Origin of the sequence: Zunongwangia pacifica, from assembly GCF_023499215.1 — a bacterium.
GTDB lineage: Bacteria > Bacteroidota > Bacteroidia > Flavobacteriales > Flavobacteriaceae > Zunongwangia > Zunongwangia pacifica.
The window spans coordinates 272,838-287,052 of sequence record NZ_JAKHSK010000002.1 but is presented as its reverse complement, the minus strand read 5'-3'; the positions used below and the strand labels follow the sequence as shown (position 1 = coordinate 287,052).

The window sequence follows — 14,215 nt, the reverse complement described above, 5'->3', positions numbered from 1 at the left end:
ATGAAAGACCAATTTTATCGATATATAGAGGATCTCCAGGACACCATAACTTCAAAACTGGAGGAAATCGACGGAAAAGCAACATTTAAAGAAGACCTTTGGAAACGTGAAGAAGGTGGTGGTGGCCGTACCCGGGTCATCGAAAACGGAAATGTATTCGAGAAAGGCGGCGTAAATATTTCAGCAGTTCACGGGCCGCTAAACCCAGCCATGCAACAGTATTTTAAGGTTGGCGATGTAAACTTTTTTGCCTGCGGACTAAGTTTAGTAATTCATCCTAAAAGCCCTATGGTTCCTACCGTTCATGCCAACTGGCGCTATTTTGAGATGTATGATAAAGAAGGAAATACGGTAGACCAGTGGTTTGGTGGGGGGCAGGATCTTACCCCTTATTATCTTTTTGAAGAAGATGCGATTCATTTTCATCAAATTTCGAAAAATGCCTGCGATAAGCATGATCTTAATTTTTATCCTGAATACAAAAAAAGATGTGATCTGTATTTTTGGAATGCGCATCGTGATGAGGCACGGGGAATTGGCGGATTGTTTTTTGATTACCTGAAAGATTCTGAAGAACATAATATCACCGACTGGTATAATTTTGTGACCGAAGTTGGCAATAGCTTTTTAGAAGCTTACGTCCCCATTGTTGAAAAAAGAAAAGATCTTGAATATGACCAAAATCACCGGGACTGGCAGGAAGTGCGTCGCGGGCGATATGTAGAATTTAATCTGGTTCATGATAAAGGCACTCTATTCGGCTTAAAAACCAATGGCCGGATCGAAAGCATTTTAATGAGTTTACCGCCTCACGTACAATGGGTTTACGATCACCATCCTGAACCCGGCAGCGAAGAAGAAAAATTAATGAAAGTACTAAAAGAGCCTGTGGAGTGGGTGTAGGTTGTTAATAGTTTACGGTGGACAGAAATATAGCTGATAGCTTTTAGCTCTCAGCAGTCAGCTTAAAAGATGAAAAATTATAAGAAATACTTGGTTTGGCAGAAATCCCATCAATTAACATTGGAGGTCTATAAACTATCCGCAAAGTATCCAAAAGAAGAAACTTTCAATCTGGTAAGCCAAATTAAAAGGTCATCGAGTTCCATACCTACCAATATTGCTGAAGGTTGTGGAAGAAAATCTGATAAGGACTTCTCTCGATTTCTATATATTTCATTTGGCTCAGCAAACGAATTAGAATATCAAATGTTGCTAAGCAAAGACCTCAATTTTATTAGTGCTGAAGACTATGAAAACCTTCAACTTCAAACTGAAGAAATTAAGAAAATGCTTAGTGCTCTTATAAAAACTTTAAATGGAAGCTAATAGCTGAAAGCTTACTATCTGAAATTTTAGAAGTTAAGAAAATGCTAGCTTCATTAATTCGAAAAATAAAATCAACATTTTAAATAGTTTAATTTAGCCGTAAACTTAAAAACTGCTTACTGGCAACTAAAAACAAAATCATGTTCCCATTACAAAGAAATAGAAGATTGCGTACCAACGAAGCCATTCGAAGTTTAGTAAGAGAAACAAGTGTGAGTCCACAAGACTTTATGTGCCCCATGTTTGTAACCGAAGGTAAAGGAATAAAATCGGAAGTACCATCAATGCCCGGAGTTTATCGTCAATCTTTAGACGGCACTGTAAAAGAAGTAAAAGAATTGTGGGCTTTAGGCGTAAAAGCGGTGAATCTTTATGCGAAGGTAAGTGAAGATTTAAAAGACAATACCGGTAAAGAAGCCTGGAACAAAGACGGTCTTATGCAGCAAACGATTAAAGCTATAAAGGATGCCGTTCCCGAAATGATTGTGATGCCCGATGTAGCACTAGATCCTTATTCTATTTATGGTCACGATGGCATTATAGAAAATGGTCAGGTAGTTAACGATCCTACCGTTGATGCTTTAACGAAAATGAGCATTAGCCATGCCGAAGCGGGGGCAGATTTTATAGCTCCTAGCGACATGATGGATGGCAGAATCTTAGCCATTAGAAAAGGATTGGAAGAAAATGGGTTTCATAACGTAGGGATTATGAGTTACAGCGCTAAATATGCCTCTGCTTTTTACGGTCCGTTTCGTGATGCCCTAGACTCTGCTCCTAAAGACAGTACGGTAGAAATACCCAAAGACAAAAGAACCTATCAAATGGATTTTGCCAACCGTACCGAAGCCATCAAAGAAGCCATTCACGATGTGGAAGAAGGTGCAGACATCGTTATGGTTAAACCCGGGTTATGCTATTTAGATGTAGTAAGAGAAGTTAAAAATGCCGTAAATGTACCTGTTGCGGTCTATCAAGTCTCTGGAGAATATGCTATGATTAAAGCTGCTTCAGAAAAAGGATGGATAGACCACGACGCCGTTTTGCTAGAACAATTAACTGCTATAAAAAGAGCAGGAGCCAGTATTATTTCAACTTATTTTGCGAAGTATGCCGCAAAATTACTTCAGCAATAATTATTAGAGCTTAGATCGCTTCGCTTTTCGATAATAGAAAACAAACAAAAACCTCACAGATTTTAAAAATCTGTGAGGTTTTTTGTTATTCAAAATTGATTTGGAATTATATATCAGAATTTATAGAATAATCCTGAAAAAAGCCTGACTGCCCGATGGGCAGATTCAGGAAGAAATTCATTTTTTTGACACTTCGCGAACTGGCAATAAGGTCGTGTTAAGAAAAATAAATAATGATGATTGCTGAAAGCTGGCAGCTAGTGATTATTTATCAATATTTTAATCTTTCACATTCGGTTTTTTAGTAAATTTATGCCGTGAAATTCAACAAACTACATATCTCATTTTCTTTGGTGCTTATTGCTTTATTAAGCGCCGTAGGAATTTCACAACCTAAAACCTCAGCTTACGTATATCAGGATTCGGCAAAAAGCACTTCTAGTTTTCAGCAATCTGATATCACCAAAGCATTTGTTTTTGAAGAACCGGGAAGTTACAATCTGCAAACCGATCAGGAAGATCTTGCATTGTCCCTTGTATTCTTCAATAGTTACTTTCAGCTGGATTCCAGAAAAATTCCGCAGCTTACCCTAAATAACTCCTGGGGTTTTATTCAAGACCACAAAAGCAAGCTGGAAGCTCAAATATTTCCATTCCACTTTTACTCCTGATTGATTTAATAATTATTTAGTGCTGATTTTCAGCAAAAACAACATGAGATCCTATGCAAGGATTATATCATGTATTTATAATTATTAAAATTCAATAAAAAATGGAATTATCTTCAACAGTAATAGGCATTACCCTTTTTATTTTATTTATGGGGCCTATATTTTACGCACTTTACATACAGGGTCTAAAAGAAAAGAAAAACAAAAGAGCCCTCCAAAATCTTGCTAAAGAGTACAATATAAATCTGGATTATACTGAAATTTCTAATTCTTTAATCTTAGGATTGGATAAAACACAACATAAACTTTTGATCATGGAGCCGGTTAATGCAATGCAACATCAGATGATAGACCTCTCTGAAATTAATAAAACCAGTGTCATAAAACGCAGTGTTACGTTTACCGAAAACGAAAAAAGAAAAACAAAAATCATTCAGATAAGTATAGAATTACTCTCTAAATCTAATCATAAACGTATAAGTGAAATTTTATTTTACGACGAGGATAACGGAGATACTAATGATATGGAAACCCAATTATTTGCAGCTTCCCGCTGGAATGATCTTATACAGACAAGCTTATAAAGGATCTTTAATTGGTTGAGTTGTTGATAGAAAGCTGTTCTTTAAAATTTATAGAACAGCTTTCTTATTTTATAATTTCTTTCAAATAAATTCGTTTTTTAATCCCTAATTTAGTTTTCTTAAAAACTAAAGAACACTAATGGGATTACTCCTGCTTTTTGCCACATTTTCGATATTTTTTTCCTTTATGTGCTCTATTTTAGAAGCTGCACTTCTAAGTTTTACCCCGGCCTATATAAAAATAAAGAAACAAGAGGGTAAACATTATGCTGAGGTTTTGGCGAATTTTAAAAAAGATATCGATAAGCCTTTAATTGCCATTTTAACCATAAATACGGTCGCCCACACCGTAGGTTCTATATTAGTAGGCGTACAAGCCGAAAAAACCTATGGGGATGGCAGCAACGCTGTAGGTATAGTTTCGGGATTATTAACATTAGGAATTTTAATACTTTCTGAAATTATCCCAAAAACACTAGGAGCCACATACTGGGATAAAATGGGTGCCTTTACTGCGAACGCCCTTAGATTAATGATCGCTCCAATAAAATATACCGGTCTCTTATGGCTACTCATGTTAACAACACGACTTATTGGCAAATCGGCCAAGGTGAATACCATGAGTCGGGAAGAGTTTGCAGCAATTACCGAAGCTGCTGAAGAAGAAGGTGTTTTTGAAGAGAACGAAAGCACTGTGATTAAAAATATGCTGGTCTTTAAATCGGTAGAGGCCAAAGATATCATGACGCCATTTTCTGTAGCAATTACAGAAGATGAGTCTAAGAGCATTGAAGAATTTCACCAATCCCATAAAAATTTAAAATTTTCCAGAATCCCGGTATATAAAGAGAAATCTAATAATATCACCGGTTTTATTTTAAAGGACGATTTGCTGGAAGAAATGATAAAGCAAAACGGACAAGTGAAACTGGAAGCTTTAAAACGTGAGATCTTTGTGACCACCTCTGAAGTGCCTATCCCCGATCTTTTTGATATCTTTATTAGAAAACGAACCCATATTTCTATCGTGACCGACGAATTTGGAAATGTAGTTGGCCTGGTCACTATGGAAGATATTATTGAAACACTTTTAGGTCTGGAAATTATGGACGAAAGTGACAGTATTGAAGATATGCAAAAGCTTGCCCGTAAAAGTTGGGAACGACGGGCAAAACGCCTGGGATTAATCCAACGTCGCGAAGAAGCACAACCTGAAGAATTACAAAATGAAGACAACGTATCTGAAGACTCCTCTGGGAACAGCCAGTATAAAGGGTAATAACGACGGAGTTTCTGAAATAAAAATTCAGGAGAAAAATATAGAATTTCAGGAAAGCCAGGAGCTTCCGGAGTGCGTACTTCAGGCCAAGACCCAATTGCAGGAATATTTTCTGAAAAGACGAAAATATTTTGATTTTAAAATGAATCCGGAAGGCACCCCTTTTCAGAAAAAAGTATGGAAAGCCTTATTAGAGATTCCTTTTGGAAAAACCAGTTCGTATATGGAACTTTCTAAAAAGCTGGGTGATCCTAAAGCGATAAGAGCAGTCGCATCAGCTAACGGTAAAAATCCGCTTTGGATTGTGGTACCCTGTCACCGTGTAATTGGTAGTGATGGTTCGCTTACCGGTTATGCCGGTGGATTACACCGCAAGAAATGGTTATTGGAATTAGAGAGCCCTTCACCACAGCAAAGTTTATTTTAGACGAATTTTGATAGTATTTAAAGTTTAAGCTAGGTTTTATTTCTTCAGAATCCTTAATTTTAGGCTATGAAGAAATTTTTACGCTTTCTAAAATACGTTCTCAGTATTTTGATCCTGCTTATTGCGCTGCTTTATATATTCGATTATGATTATATCTTAAAAGGCATAAAGGTTACCTATCTTAAAGGTCATAAAACCGCGTATATCGATGATTATCCTGAATTTGATAATCGTGTAATTAAAGCTGATAGTTTAAACTCACAACCGTGGCCAGAAAGCAAAAATTATAATTCGGTTAAAGCAACCGACTCTTTAGAAAACCTCAACAAAGAACTTCATACGGCTGCTTTTTTGATCATTAAAAACGATAGCATCTGGTATGAGAACTATTACGATCAATATTCAGCAAAAAGCAAAACCAATTCATTTTCCATGGCCAAAAGTGTGGTGGTTGCACTTTTGGGAAAAGCTATTCGGGATGGCTATATCACCAGTATTAATGAGCCTGTAAGTCATTTTTTTCCGCAGTATGACATTCGGTTAACCGTAGGCGATTTAGCGTCGATGTCTTCAGGACTTAATTGGGACGAAAGCTATTATAACCCTTTTGGTCAAACAGCCAAAGCCTATTTTGATGATGATATTCGAAAAATAATTTTAGACCTTAAAGTGGTAAAAACACCCGGCAAAAAATTTAAATACCTAAGCGGAAATACAGAACTTTTAGCCATGGTTTTAGAAGAAGCGACCAATAAAACCTTATCTGACTATTTAAGTGAAAGCTTCTGGCAACCACTGGGAATGCAAAGCGATGCCCTATGGCAATTAGATAGCCAGGAAAGCGGTATGGAAAAAGCCTATTGTTGTATTGCCAGCAACGCTAGGGATTTTGCAAAATTCGGGAAGCTTTTTAAACAAAATGGACAATGGAACGGGCAACGACTTATAAACCCTTCTTTTGTTCGAACCATGAAAAATCCAAGATTCGAGGACACTCCGTATTACGGATACGGACTTTGGCTTAGTGATTATAAAGACAAGAAAATCTTCTATATGCGTGGTATTTTAGGGCAGTACATTATTGTAATTCCTGAAGATGATCTAATTATTGTTCGTTTAGGTCAGGGCCTTTTAAAACGCAACGGAGAGGACAAACATAGCCCCGATTTTTATCGATATATCGATGAGGCTTATAAGATGCTAAAAAATTAAATAATGAGCTATTTTAAAGAGCTACCTGGTAAAATGAATATTGCCTTTCGGCGATTTCCTTTAACCTTAGTATGGGTAATACTGGGGAGCATTTATATAATTGGTTTAGTAGAAACTGATGCCAATATATTTACAACTTTCTATGCTGAAACTTTAGTTTTGATCTTAGGAGTTAGCTGGCTTATAGGAATCCGATTTTTAAATGAGAGTTTTTCTAATAAATCAGTCAGTTGGGCCATACGTGTATTAGCATTATTAGGATTACTACTCTATTATATTAGCTTTCCTGATTATGAAAACTCAACAAGTATAACTTATACCAGATGGTTCATTTTATTAATTTCTGGACATATTTTAATCTTCTTTGCACCGTTTACCAGCCGTTGGAATAAATTAGATTACTGGAATTATTTACAAAGAATAATTATTGCCATTTCCAGAAGTGTTGTATTTTCAGGAATCATTTATTTGGGATTATCTTTGGCGTTATTAGCTATTGAAAATTTATTTTCAATAAATATCAGAGATGAAATTTATGGCGATTTATTTGTTATTTGCCTTGGTATCATAAATACCTTTATCTATTTATCCGATTTTCCAACTGCAATACATCATACGCAACAACTCTATTATTCTAAAGCATTAGATGTATTGATAAAATACATTCTTATCCCTATCGTTCTATTGTACCTGGTAATCGTTTATGCCTATTCCCTAAAAATTTTAATCACCTGGGAACTTCCTCAAGGTTGGGTTTCTTACTTGATAACAATTCTTTCAGTTGCTGGTTTTATAATTCATATAATTATTGAACCCATTAGAGAAAAGCATCCGGACTTAATAGTAAATAAATTTTATCCATTCTTTTATTTCTCTTTATTTCCCTTATTTATTTTACTTTTTGTAGCTATTTTCACTAGGGTACTAGAATATAATTTTACAGAGAACAGATACTTTTTACTTATTATCGCACTTTGGATTTTAGGAATAAGTATTTACATTTTAATAAGTAAGAAAAAACGCTTATCGATTATAGTTATTAGCTTCTTTATACTTTGTATATTAAGTATTTCTGGGCCATGGAATGCCTTCAAAATCTCTACAAATGCCCAGAGCAAAGAACTTTTAAGTTTAATTGAGAAAACTAAAAAATCGAATCTTTCTCGGCAGGAAGTCGATCGATTTTTAAATATTTCCAGATACCTGAAAGAAAGGAATGAATTATATCTTATCGATGATGATTTAGGTTTTAAAACCAATTATATTACTTCAGCTTACAACTCTGGCAGCTTGATATTAGACTCCATTTACGGGGAAAAGAATTATAGTAAATCTATAAATTCCAACACGAATTATTTTTACTTACAAAACATTAATAAAAGAAGGGAAATCGATATTAGTGATTATGAAAAATTTGTAGAGATTTCTTTAAATAAAAATCCAAAATCAGGCTATTTACTGCAAGTTGAGGACCAATATATAATATTCAAAGGTTCCGATAAACAATTATTCAAATTCAACCTCAAAAAAGATATCAGAAAAAAAATTAAGCTCTATGATTACCTAAGTAGTGCGCCTGTAGAAAGTTTTGAATATACTATAACAAATGAATTTGGTGAATTTAAACTGATCATTAATGCTATAAATGGAAATATAGAAAATAACGACGTTAAATTCAATAATATTGATGGTTATATACTAATGAGACTGCATTAATCTTTTAACTTAATTTCTATTAGTCCAGATATTTTGAGTGTATTTTCGGGCCAAATTTATATCGAAATGGAAGCTTCGGTACAAAATCTTTTGCAAAGATTTCACTCAGCCTCCAGCATCATCTTAAATTAAATTCAATTTTTACAATTCAGAGTTCATTTTTAAGTGGATATTATACGCTTTTGGCGGTGCCAATAAAAAAAGGCCTTGCAATTAAAATTGCAAGGCCTTTTCAAATCGATTTTATTTGATTTAAAGGGTTTCTTTTAACCATTTAAAAAACTCGTTTTGCCAAACCAAAGCGTTTTGTGGCTGCAACACCCAGTGGTTTTCATCTGGAAAATACACCAATCTACTTTTTAAACCAAGCAATTGTGCGGCTTGATAAGCACCTAAACCTTGCTCTATCGGTACACGATAATCTTTACCGCCCTGATAGATTAAAATAGGCGTATCCCAATTGGCTACTTTCGTAATCGGGTTAAACTCGTTATAGGCCTTTTGTGCATCGGCATTCTCTTTTTCCCAATACGGACCTCCAAAATCATGGTTTACAAAAAACAATTCTTCCGTAGTTCCATACATGCTTCGCGTATCAAAAACACCATCGTGTGCAATAAATGTTTTAAATCGGTTATTATGAATTCCGGCTAAATAAAATACTGAATATCCACCGTAACTTGCTCCTACAGCTCCTAAGCGGTCATTATCTACATAGGATTCTTTAGCAACTTCATCGATAGCCGATAAATAATCGTCCATTACCTGGCCGCCCCAGTCTTTACTAATTTCTTCGTTCCATTCTACACCATGTCCCTGCATTCCCCTACGGTTTGGCGCTACTACAATATAGCCTTGCGAGGCCATGACCTGAAAATTCCATCGAAAAGAATAAAATTGTGATAAAGGAGATTGTGGGCCTCCCTGCGCATATAATAAAGTTGGATATTTTTTAGAAGCATCAAAATTAGGAGGCAAAATAACCCACACTAACATTTTTTTGCCATCGGTAGTGCTTACATATCGTTTTTCTACCTTCGGAAGGTCTAAAGCTGCATACAATTCGGTATTTACATTTGTCAGCTGCTCAAAAGTTTTCTTCTTTAAGTTGAAGCGAAACACTTCTGCAGCATGATTCATATCGGTTCGGGTAACCAAAAGTTCTTTTTTCTTTTCGGCAACAATACCGGTAACATCAAATTGTCCTTCAGAAAGCTGTTCTACTACCGAAGCAACTCGTTTTTTCCCCGGATAATTTACTTTGAATAACTGGATGGTACCATCAACCGGAGCGGTGAAATAAATTTCTTCTCCGTTTTTAGCCCATAAAAAGCTATTTACTGTTCCGTCCCAATTGGCCGTTAGGTTTTGTTTTACGCCATTTTCTAAAACGACAATATCATTTTTATCTGCTTCATACCCATCTTCTTTCATTTGCAACCAGGCTAAAGCACCTTCAGAAGAAAAAGCAGGATTGGTATCATATCCTTTATTCTCCCCAGTGATATTTTCGGTTTCTTTTGTTTCCAAATTGTATTTATAAATATCGGTATTTGTGCTTATCGCGTAATCTTTACCTTTTAGCTTTTTAGATACGTAATAAATACTTTTACCGTCTGGAGCCCAACAGTAATCCTCTTCCCCTCCAAATGGTTTCTGCGGAGTGTAATAAGGTTCATTAGGCATAATATCTATTCCTTCACTGTCTTCTTCCCCAACTTTTTTATAGAATACATGCGAGTAATTTCCGTTTTGCCAGGTGTCCCAATGACGAATATCTAAATCTGAATATACATAGGCATCAGACTTGTCTAAATTCTTATAAATATCTTTGGATTGTACATCTTCAATATGAACTTCTTTATTAAAAAGTTGGTATTCCCCATTGGGAGAAATATTTCTATCACTTGCTACAGCAACTTCTTCTTTGCTAATCTCCTTTGCGGTGCCACCTTCAGCAGGAATTTGGTAATATTTAGACGTAAAATCGTTCTCTTCGATATTAGGGATCGAAACTTTATAGAATAACTGTTCCCCATTTTTATCGAGTCCTAAAACACTAATTCGTTCTACCTGCCATAACTTTTCCGGCGTCATTTTTTGTTGCCCAAATACAAGCGGACCACTAATTACTAAGCTCATAACCAGCATTAATTTCTTCATAAGTTTTATAATTTTCTCTATTTAGAGGTAAAGTGTATGTCGTACAAATTTAAGCCTTAGTTTGCGAATTCTCTTTAAAGAATTTAAAATATCGCATTTGCTATAAAACTCAAAAACTACCTATAAATAGGCCATTCAATCATTATAAAAGAATACTTTTGTTCGCATAAATTTTTACTGATGTCCCTAAAACATATATTCTTTTTACTCATCATCACTATTACGGCTTGTAAAACCGGGAGTACCAAAAAGATAGGTCATTCCGAATTTGACAAAACACATAAAAGATTAGAATATTTAATTAAAAATGACTCTACAGCGGCTTTTAAAAAGGTATTCAAAAAAACGCATTTTGACCCTAATCATTCCGACTTCGGAACACCATTATTATTTAATGCTGTTTCAAAAAATAACGAAGAAATCACTGATTTTCTACTGAAAAAAGGAGCCGATATTAATTATATCTCTAAATATGGAACTGTAATGCACTGGGCTTTGGAAAGCGAGAACACTAAAATGGGCAATTTATTGCTGAATAACGGTTTTGATGCGTCTATAGAGAAAAAGATGATTAAAAACCCGGAACCGCTAAATGTACTGACTGCTTTTTTGGTTGAAAAAAACGATGAAAATATACTTCTTTTTAAAAAATTACTAGACAGCGGAATGAACCCAGATTTAAGAGATAAAGATGGGGCTTGCTCGCTTATTTTGGCTTCTTATTTTTCTAAACCCGATTTAATTTCACTACTTCATAAAAATGGAGCAGACATGAATATTAGAGCTGTTCCTGATGAGAATAACCCTAATTTGAGCCCTACCGAATTCACCACTAACCAGTACACAGCCCTTATGATTGCTACTTTATTTGAAAAAACAGAAATTGTGGCGCAACTTTTAAGCTATCCTGAAGTAGATACCACAATAACTGGTATTAAAAACCAAAAAACAGCTTACGACATTGCTCTCGATACTAAAAATAAAGATTTAATCGCCTTATTTCAATAAACTGCAATTAACCATAATCGGTAAATAACGAGTCTATTTTTGAAAGTACGGTAATAAAATTGTAATTTAAAATACTGAATTTCAATTTTTATGGAACTTCAAAAACTCAACTTAGAGCATATTTTATTTCTGGATATCGAAACCGTTCCAGAACATGCTTCTTTTGAAGATTTAGATGACGTGAAGCAGCAACTCTGGGCTGAAAAAACAAAATATATCAGGAAAGACGAGCACTCTCCAGATGAGTTTTACCCACGAGCAGGAATTTGGGCCGAATTTGGTAAGATTGTATGTATTTCAGTTGGTTTTTTAAGTTTGAAAGAAGGTACTCGTGATTTCCGACTTAAAACTTTTTCAGGTGAAGAGAAGTCGGTTTTAAATGATTTCGGCAATCTTTTAGATGAACATTTCAATAAACCTTATCATTTGCTTTGCGCCCATAACGGGAAAGAATTTGACTTCCCCTTTATTGCCCGAAGAATGATTATCCATAACCTGAAACTGCCCGAGAAATTAAGCAATATGGGCAAAAAACCCTGGGAAATTCCGCATCTCGACACCATGGAACTTTGGCGTTTTGGTGATTATAAACATTTTACCTCACTCAAACTACTTACCAATGTACTTGGCATTCCTTCTCCAAAAAACGACATTGAAGGGTCGCAGGTGTATGAGGTTTTTTATACCGAAAATGATTTGCAACGCATTATCAGCTATTGCGAACGCGATGTTGTCGCGATCGCGCAAATCCTTTTACGTTTAAAACAGGAAGCCCTTTTAAAAGATTCAGAAATCAGCACTGTTTCTTTATAATTTCATCTCTGGAATTTCTCCCTCAACAATCAGCTTTCCTTCCGTAGCAGCTTTAATTTCGTCTACACTTACGCCCGGTGCCCGTTCTAAAAGTTTAAATCCGTCCTCGGTTACTTCAATCACGGCCAGATTAGTCACAATTTTGGTAACACAACCTACCCCGGTTAAAGGAAGCGTACATTTTTTAAGCAATTTCGATTCGCCCGCTTTATTGGTATGCATCATGGCCACGATGATATTCTCTGCAGAAGCCACCAAATCCATAGCGCCACCCATACCTTTTACCATTTTCCCCGGAATTTTCCAGTTGGCGATATCTCCATTTTCGGCCACTTCCATAGCACCTAAAATCGTAAGATCTACATGCTTCCCGCGAATCATCCCAAAACTTAAAGCCGAATCAAAGAAACTCGCTCCCGGCAGCGCGGTAATGGTTTGTTTGCCCGCATTAATCAAATCGGCATCTTCTTCGCCTTCTAACGGAAAAGGGCCCATACCCAAAATCCCGTTTTCACTCTGAAATTCTACCTGTATATCATCACGCACAAAATTGGCTACCAAAGTAGGGATTCCAATCCCCAGGTTTACATAAAACCCATCTTTTACCTCTTTGGCGATACGTTGTGCTATTCCGTTTTTGTCTAACATAGTTTAATGTGTTGATTTGATGATGTGATAATTTGACAATTAAATTATCCTCTCTTTTAATTTGAAAATTTTAAAATTTGATAATTAGATTTTCTTACTGGATGCTACAATCTTTGATAAAATCTTAATGATTACCTCTATTTCCTTCATCAAAAAATCTGGAGGATTGGGATAATGATTTGAAGCTTTACATAACTTAAGCCAATAAAAGGTTTCATCAGCTTCTTTTGAAGCTATCTTCAATTTATGAATAAAATCTTTTTTACTCTCTGCATTCTGTGCTTCCCAGGTATTTGCTCCTATTGAAGTTCCACTTCTAAATAGCTGAGAGGACATTTCATATTTGTGATCTGCTTTTAATTCTTCTGAAAATTCAATGATAATTAAAGAAAAATTGAAGGTTTTATCTACAATTATATTTGGCTTATCATTCCTCATTTTCAAATTGATTAATTTTCAAATCATCATACTATCTTTCTCTTACCGTTCTTTTCTCGATTCGTTTTTCGTAATTTTTGCCTTCAAAAATGCGTTGTACAAAAATTCCCGGAATGTGAATAAAATTAGGATCCAGTTCACCGGGTTCTACCAGTTCTTCTACCTCAACCACCGTAACTTTTGCAGCACCGCACATCACCGGATTAAAGTTTCTGGCTGTTCCTTTAAAAATTAAATTCCCTGCTTTATCTCCTTTCCAGGCTTTGATAAACGCAAAATCGGCTTTAAAAGCTTCTTCTAAAACATACATTTTCCCATCGAATTCTCTGGTTTCTTTGCCCAGGGCAACCTCGGTTCCATAACCGGCAGGGGTATAAATTGCCGGAAATCCCTGCTGGGCTGCCTGGCATCTTGCTGCTAATGTTCCCTGCGGAATCAATTCTACTTCCAGCTCTTCGCTTAACATTTGTCGTTCAAATTCAGCATTTTCGCCTACATAAGAAGAAACCATTTTATCGATTTGCTTCTTCTGAAGTAAAAGTCCGAGTCCAAAATCGTCAACACCGGCATTATTGGAAATACAGGTTAAATTTTTAATGTTTAATCGTACTAATTCTGAAATGGCATTCTCTGGTATTCCACTTAATCCAAAACCACCAAGCATAAATGTCATCCCATCGTGAACGCCTTCTAAAGCTTCAGTAACACTATTTACCGTTTTACTAATCATTGATTGCTATTTTCCTTTAAAAATAGAGAAATTTCAAGATAATTGCAATATTTTAGAAAGT

General features: G+C 35.5%; 15 protein-coding genes. 11 read left to right on the top strand and 4 right to left on the bottom strand.

Going from position 1 to position 14,215, the window contains the following annotated elements:
* The 9 genes from hemF (at nt 1) to L1967_RS02565 (ending at nt 8,354) form a co-directional block, all read left to right on the top strand.
* The gene (gene hemF, locus L1967_RS02605; protein WP_249600156.1) at nt 1-903 is read left to right on the top strand and encodes an oxygen-dependent coproporphyrinogen oxidase; all 903 of its coding nucleotides are present in this window, start codon (nt 1-3) and stop codon (nt 901-903) included.
* A gap of 69 nt (nt 904-972) precedes the next feature.
* Nucleotides 973-1,329, top strand: coding sequence for a four helix bundle protein (locus tag L1967_RS02600; protein WP_249600155.1), 357 nt, complete (start codon nt 973-975; stop codon nt 1,327-1,329).
* A gap of 140 nt (nt 1,330-1,469) precedes the next feature.
* Nucleotides 1,470-2,465 (top strand): porphobilinogen synthase, encoded by a 996-nt coding sequence (hemB, locus tag L1967_RS02595; RefSeq protein ID WP_249600154.1) that lies wholly within the window; start codon nt 1,470-1,472, stop codon nt 2,463-2,465.
* A 317-nt stretch (nt 2,466-2,782) separates the two neighbouring features.
* Nucleotides 2,783-3,136 carry a hypothetical protein gene (locus L1967_RS02590; protein WP_249600153.1) on the top strand — a complete coding sequence of 118 codons (354 nt, stop codon included), beginning with the start codon at nt 2,783-2,785 and terminating at the stop codon, nt 3,134-3,136.
* A 101-nt stretch (nt 3,137-3,237) separates the two neighbouring features.
* A complete protein-coding gene (locus L1967_RS02585; RefSeq protein WP_249600152.1) occupies nt 3,238-3,720 on the top strand; it encodes a hypothetical protein in 483 nt (160 codons plus the stop codon).
* Between the two features lie 139 nt (nt 3,721-3,859).
* Nucleotides 3,860-4,999 carry a CNNM domain-containing protein gene (locus L1967_RS02580; protein ID WP_249600151.1) on the top strand — a complete coding sequence of 380 codons (1,140 nt, stop codon included), beginning with the start codon at nt 3,860-3,862 and terminating at the stop codon, nt 4,997-4,999.
* Nucleotides 4,947-5,426 carry a methylated-DNA--[protein]-cysteine S-methyltransferase gene (locus tag L1967_RS02575; RefSeq protein WP_249600150.1) on the top strand — a complete coding sequence of 160 codons (480 nt, stop codon included), beginning with the start codon at nt 4,947-4,949 and terminating at the stop codon, nt 5,424-5,426. The genes L1967_RS02580 and L1967_RS02575 overlap by 53 nt, the downstream gene beginning before the upstream one ends.
* Nucleotides 5,427-5,492: 66 nt before the next feature.
* The gene (locus L1967_RS02570) at nt 5,493-6,638 is read left to right on the top strand and encodes a serine hydrolase domain-containing protein (protein ID WP_249600149.1); all 1,146 of its coding nucleotides are present in this window, start codon (nt 5,493-5,495) and stop codon (nt 6,636-6,638) included.
* A 3-nt stretch (nt 6,639-6,641) separates the two neighbouring features.
* Nucleotides 6,642-8,354: a DUF4153 domain-containing protein gene (locus L1967_RS02565; protein WP_249600148.1), complete on the top strand. Its 1,713-nt coding sequence runs from the start codon at nt 6,642-6,644 to the stop codon at nt 8,352-8,354.
* Between the two features lie 252 nt (nt 8,355-8,606).
* Here L1967_RS02565 and L1967_RS02560 read toward each other — a convergent pair whose 3' ends face one another.
* Nucleotides 8,607-10,517 carry a S9 family peptidase gene (locus L1967_RS02560; RefSeq protein ID WP_249600147.1) on the bottom strand — a complete coding sequence of 637 codons (1,911 nt, stop codon included), beginning with the start codon at nt 10,515-10,517 and terminating at the stop codon, nt 8,607-8,609.
* Between the two features lie 180 nt (nt 10,518-10,697).
* Here L1967_RS02560 and L1967_RS02555 point away from each other — a divergent pair, with 180 nt between their 5' ends.
* Nucleotides 10,698-11,525: an ankyrin repeat domain-containing protein gene (locus L1967_RS02555; RefSeq protein WP_249600146.1), complete on the top strand. Its 828-nt coding sequence runs from the start codon at nt 10,698-10,700 to the stop codon at nt 11,523-11,525.
* 90 nt (nt 11,526-11,615) lie between these two features.
* Nucleotides 11,616-12,338, top strand: a complete 723-nt coding sequence (locus tag L1967_RS02550) for a 3'-5' exonuclease (protein WP_249600145.1) — start codon at nt 11,616-11,618, stop codon at nt 12,336-12,338.
* On the opposite strand, the gene L1967_RS02545 is transcribed toward L1967_RS02550, so the two are convergent.
* From L1967_RS02545 to L1967_RS02535, 3 genes are all read right to left on the bottom strand, one after another.
* Complete coding sequence (locus L1967_RS02545) at nt 12,333-12,986, bottom strand: CoA transferase subunit B (RefSeq protein WP_249600144.1); 654 nt, start codon at nt 12,984-12,986, stop codon at nt 12,333-12,335. The two genes, L1967_RS02550 and L1967_RS02545, sit on opposite strands and share 6 nt — an antisense overlap.
* 84 nt (nt 12,987-13,070) lie before the next feature.
* A complete protein-coding gene (locus tag L1967_RS02540; RefSeq protein ID WP_249600143.1) occupies nt 13,071-13,424 on the bottom strand; it encodes a four helix bundle protein in 354 nt (117 codons plus the stop codon).
* Between the two features lie 31 nt (nt 13,425-13,455).
* Nucleotides 13,456-14,154 carry a CoA transferase subunit A gene (locus L1967_RS02535; RefSeq protein WP_249600142.1) on the bottom strand — a complete coding sequence of 233 codons (699 nt, stop codon included), beginning with the start codon at nt 14,152-14,154 and terminating at the stop codon, nt 13,456-13,458.
* Nucleotides 14,155-14,215: the final 61 nt, after the last annotated feature.

Excerpts from the sequence above, each read along its gene's own strand:
- L1967_RS02565 (WP_249600148.1), top strand. The coding sequence starts at position 6,642 with ATGAGCTATTTTAAAGAGCTACCTGGTAAAATGAATATTGCCTTTCGG.
- L1967_RS02570 (WP_249600149.1), top strand. The coding sequence starts at position 5,493 with ATGAAGAAATTTTTACGCTTTCTAAAATACGTTCTCAGTATTTTGATC.
- L1967_RS02600 (WP_249600155.1), top strand. The coding sequence starts at position 973 with ATGAAAAATTATAAGAAATACTTGGTTTGGCAGAAATCCCATCAATTA.
- L1967_RS02560 (WP_249600147.1), bottom strand. The coding sequence starts at position 10,517 with ATGAAGAAATTAATGCTGGTTATGAGCTTAGTAATTAGTGGTCCGCTT.
- L1967_RS02575 (WP_249600150.1), top strand. The coding sequence starts at position 4,947 with ATGAAGACAACGTATCTGAAGACTCCTCTGGGAACAGCCAGTATAAAG.
- L1967_RS02550 (WP_249600145.1), top strand. The coding sequence starts at position 11,616 with ATGGAACTTCAAAAACTCAACTTAGAGCATATTTTATTTCTGGATATC.
- hemF (WP_249600156.1), top strand. The coding sequence starts at position 1 with ATGAAAGACCAATTTTATCGATATATAGAGGATCTCCAGGACACCATA.
- L1967_RS02545 (WP_249600144.1), bottom strand. The coding sequence starts at position 12,986 with ATGTTAGACAAAAACGGAATAGCACAACGTATCGCCAAAGAGGTAAAA.
- L1967_RS02540 (WP_249600143.1), bottom strand. The coding sequence starts at position 13,424 with ATGAGGAATGATAAGCCAAATATAATTGTAGATAAAACCTTCAATTTT.
- L1967_RS02585 (WP_249600152.1), top strand. The coding sequence starts at position 3,238 with ATGGAATTATCTTCAACAGTAATAGGCATTACCCTTTTTATTTTATTT.
- L1967_RS02580 (WP_249600151.1), top strand. The coding sequence starts at position 3,860 with ATGGGATTACTCCTGCTTTTTGCCACATTTTCGATATTTTTTTCCTTT.
- L1967_RS02535 (WP_249600142.1), bottom strand. The coding sequence starts at position 14,154 with ATGATTAGTAAAACGGTAAATAGTGTTACTGAAGCTTTAGAAGGCGTT.
- hemB (WP_249600154.1), top strand. The coding sequence starts at position 1,470 with ATGTTCCCATTACAAAGAAATAGAAGATTGCGTACCAACGAAGCCATT.
- L1967_RS02555 (WP_249600146.1), top strand. The coding sequence starts at position 10,698 with ATGTCCCTAAAACATATATTCTTTTTACTCATCATCACTATTACGGCT.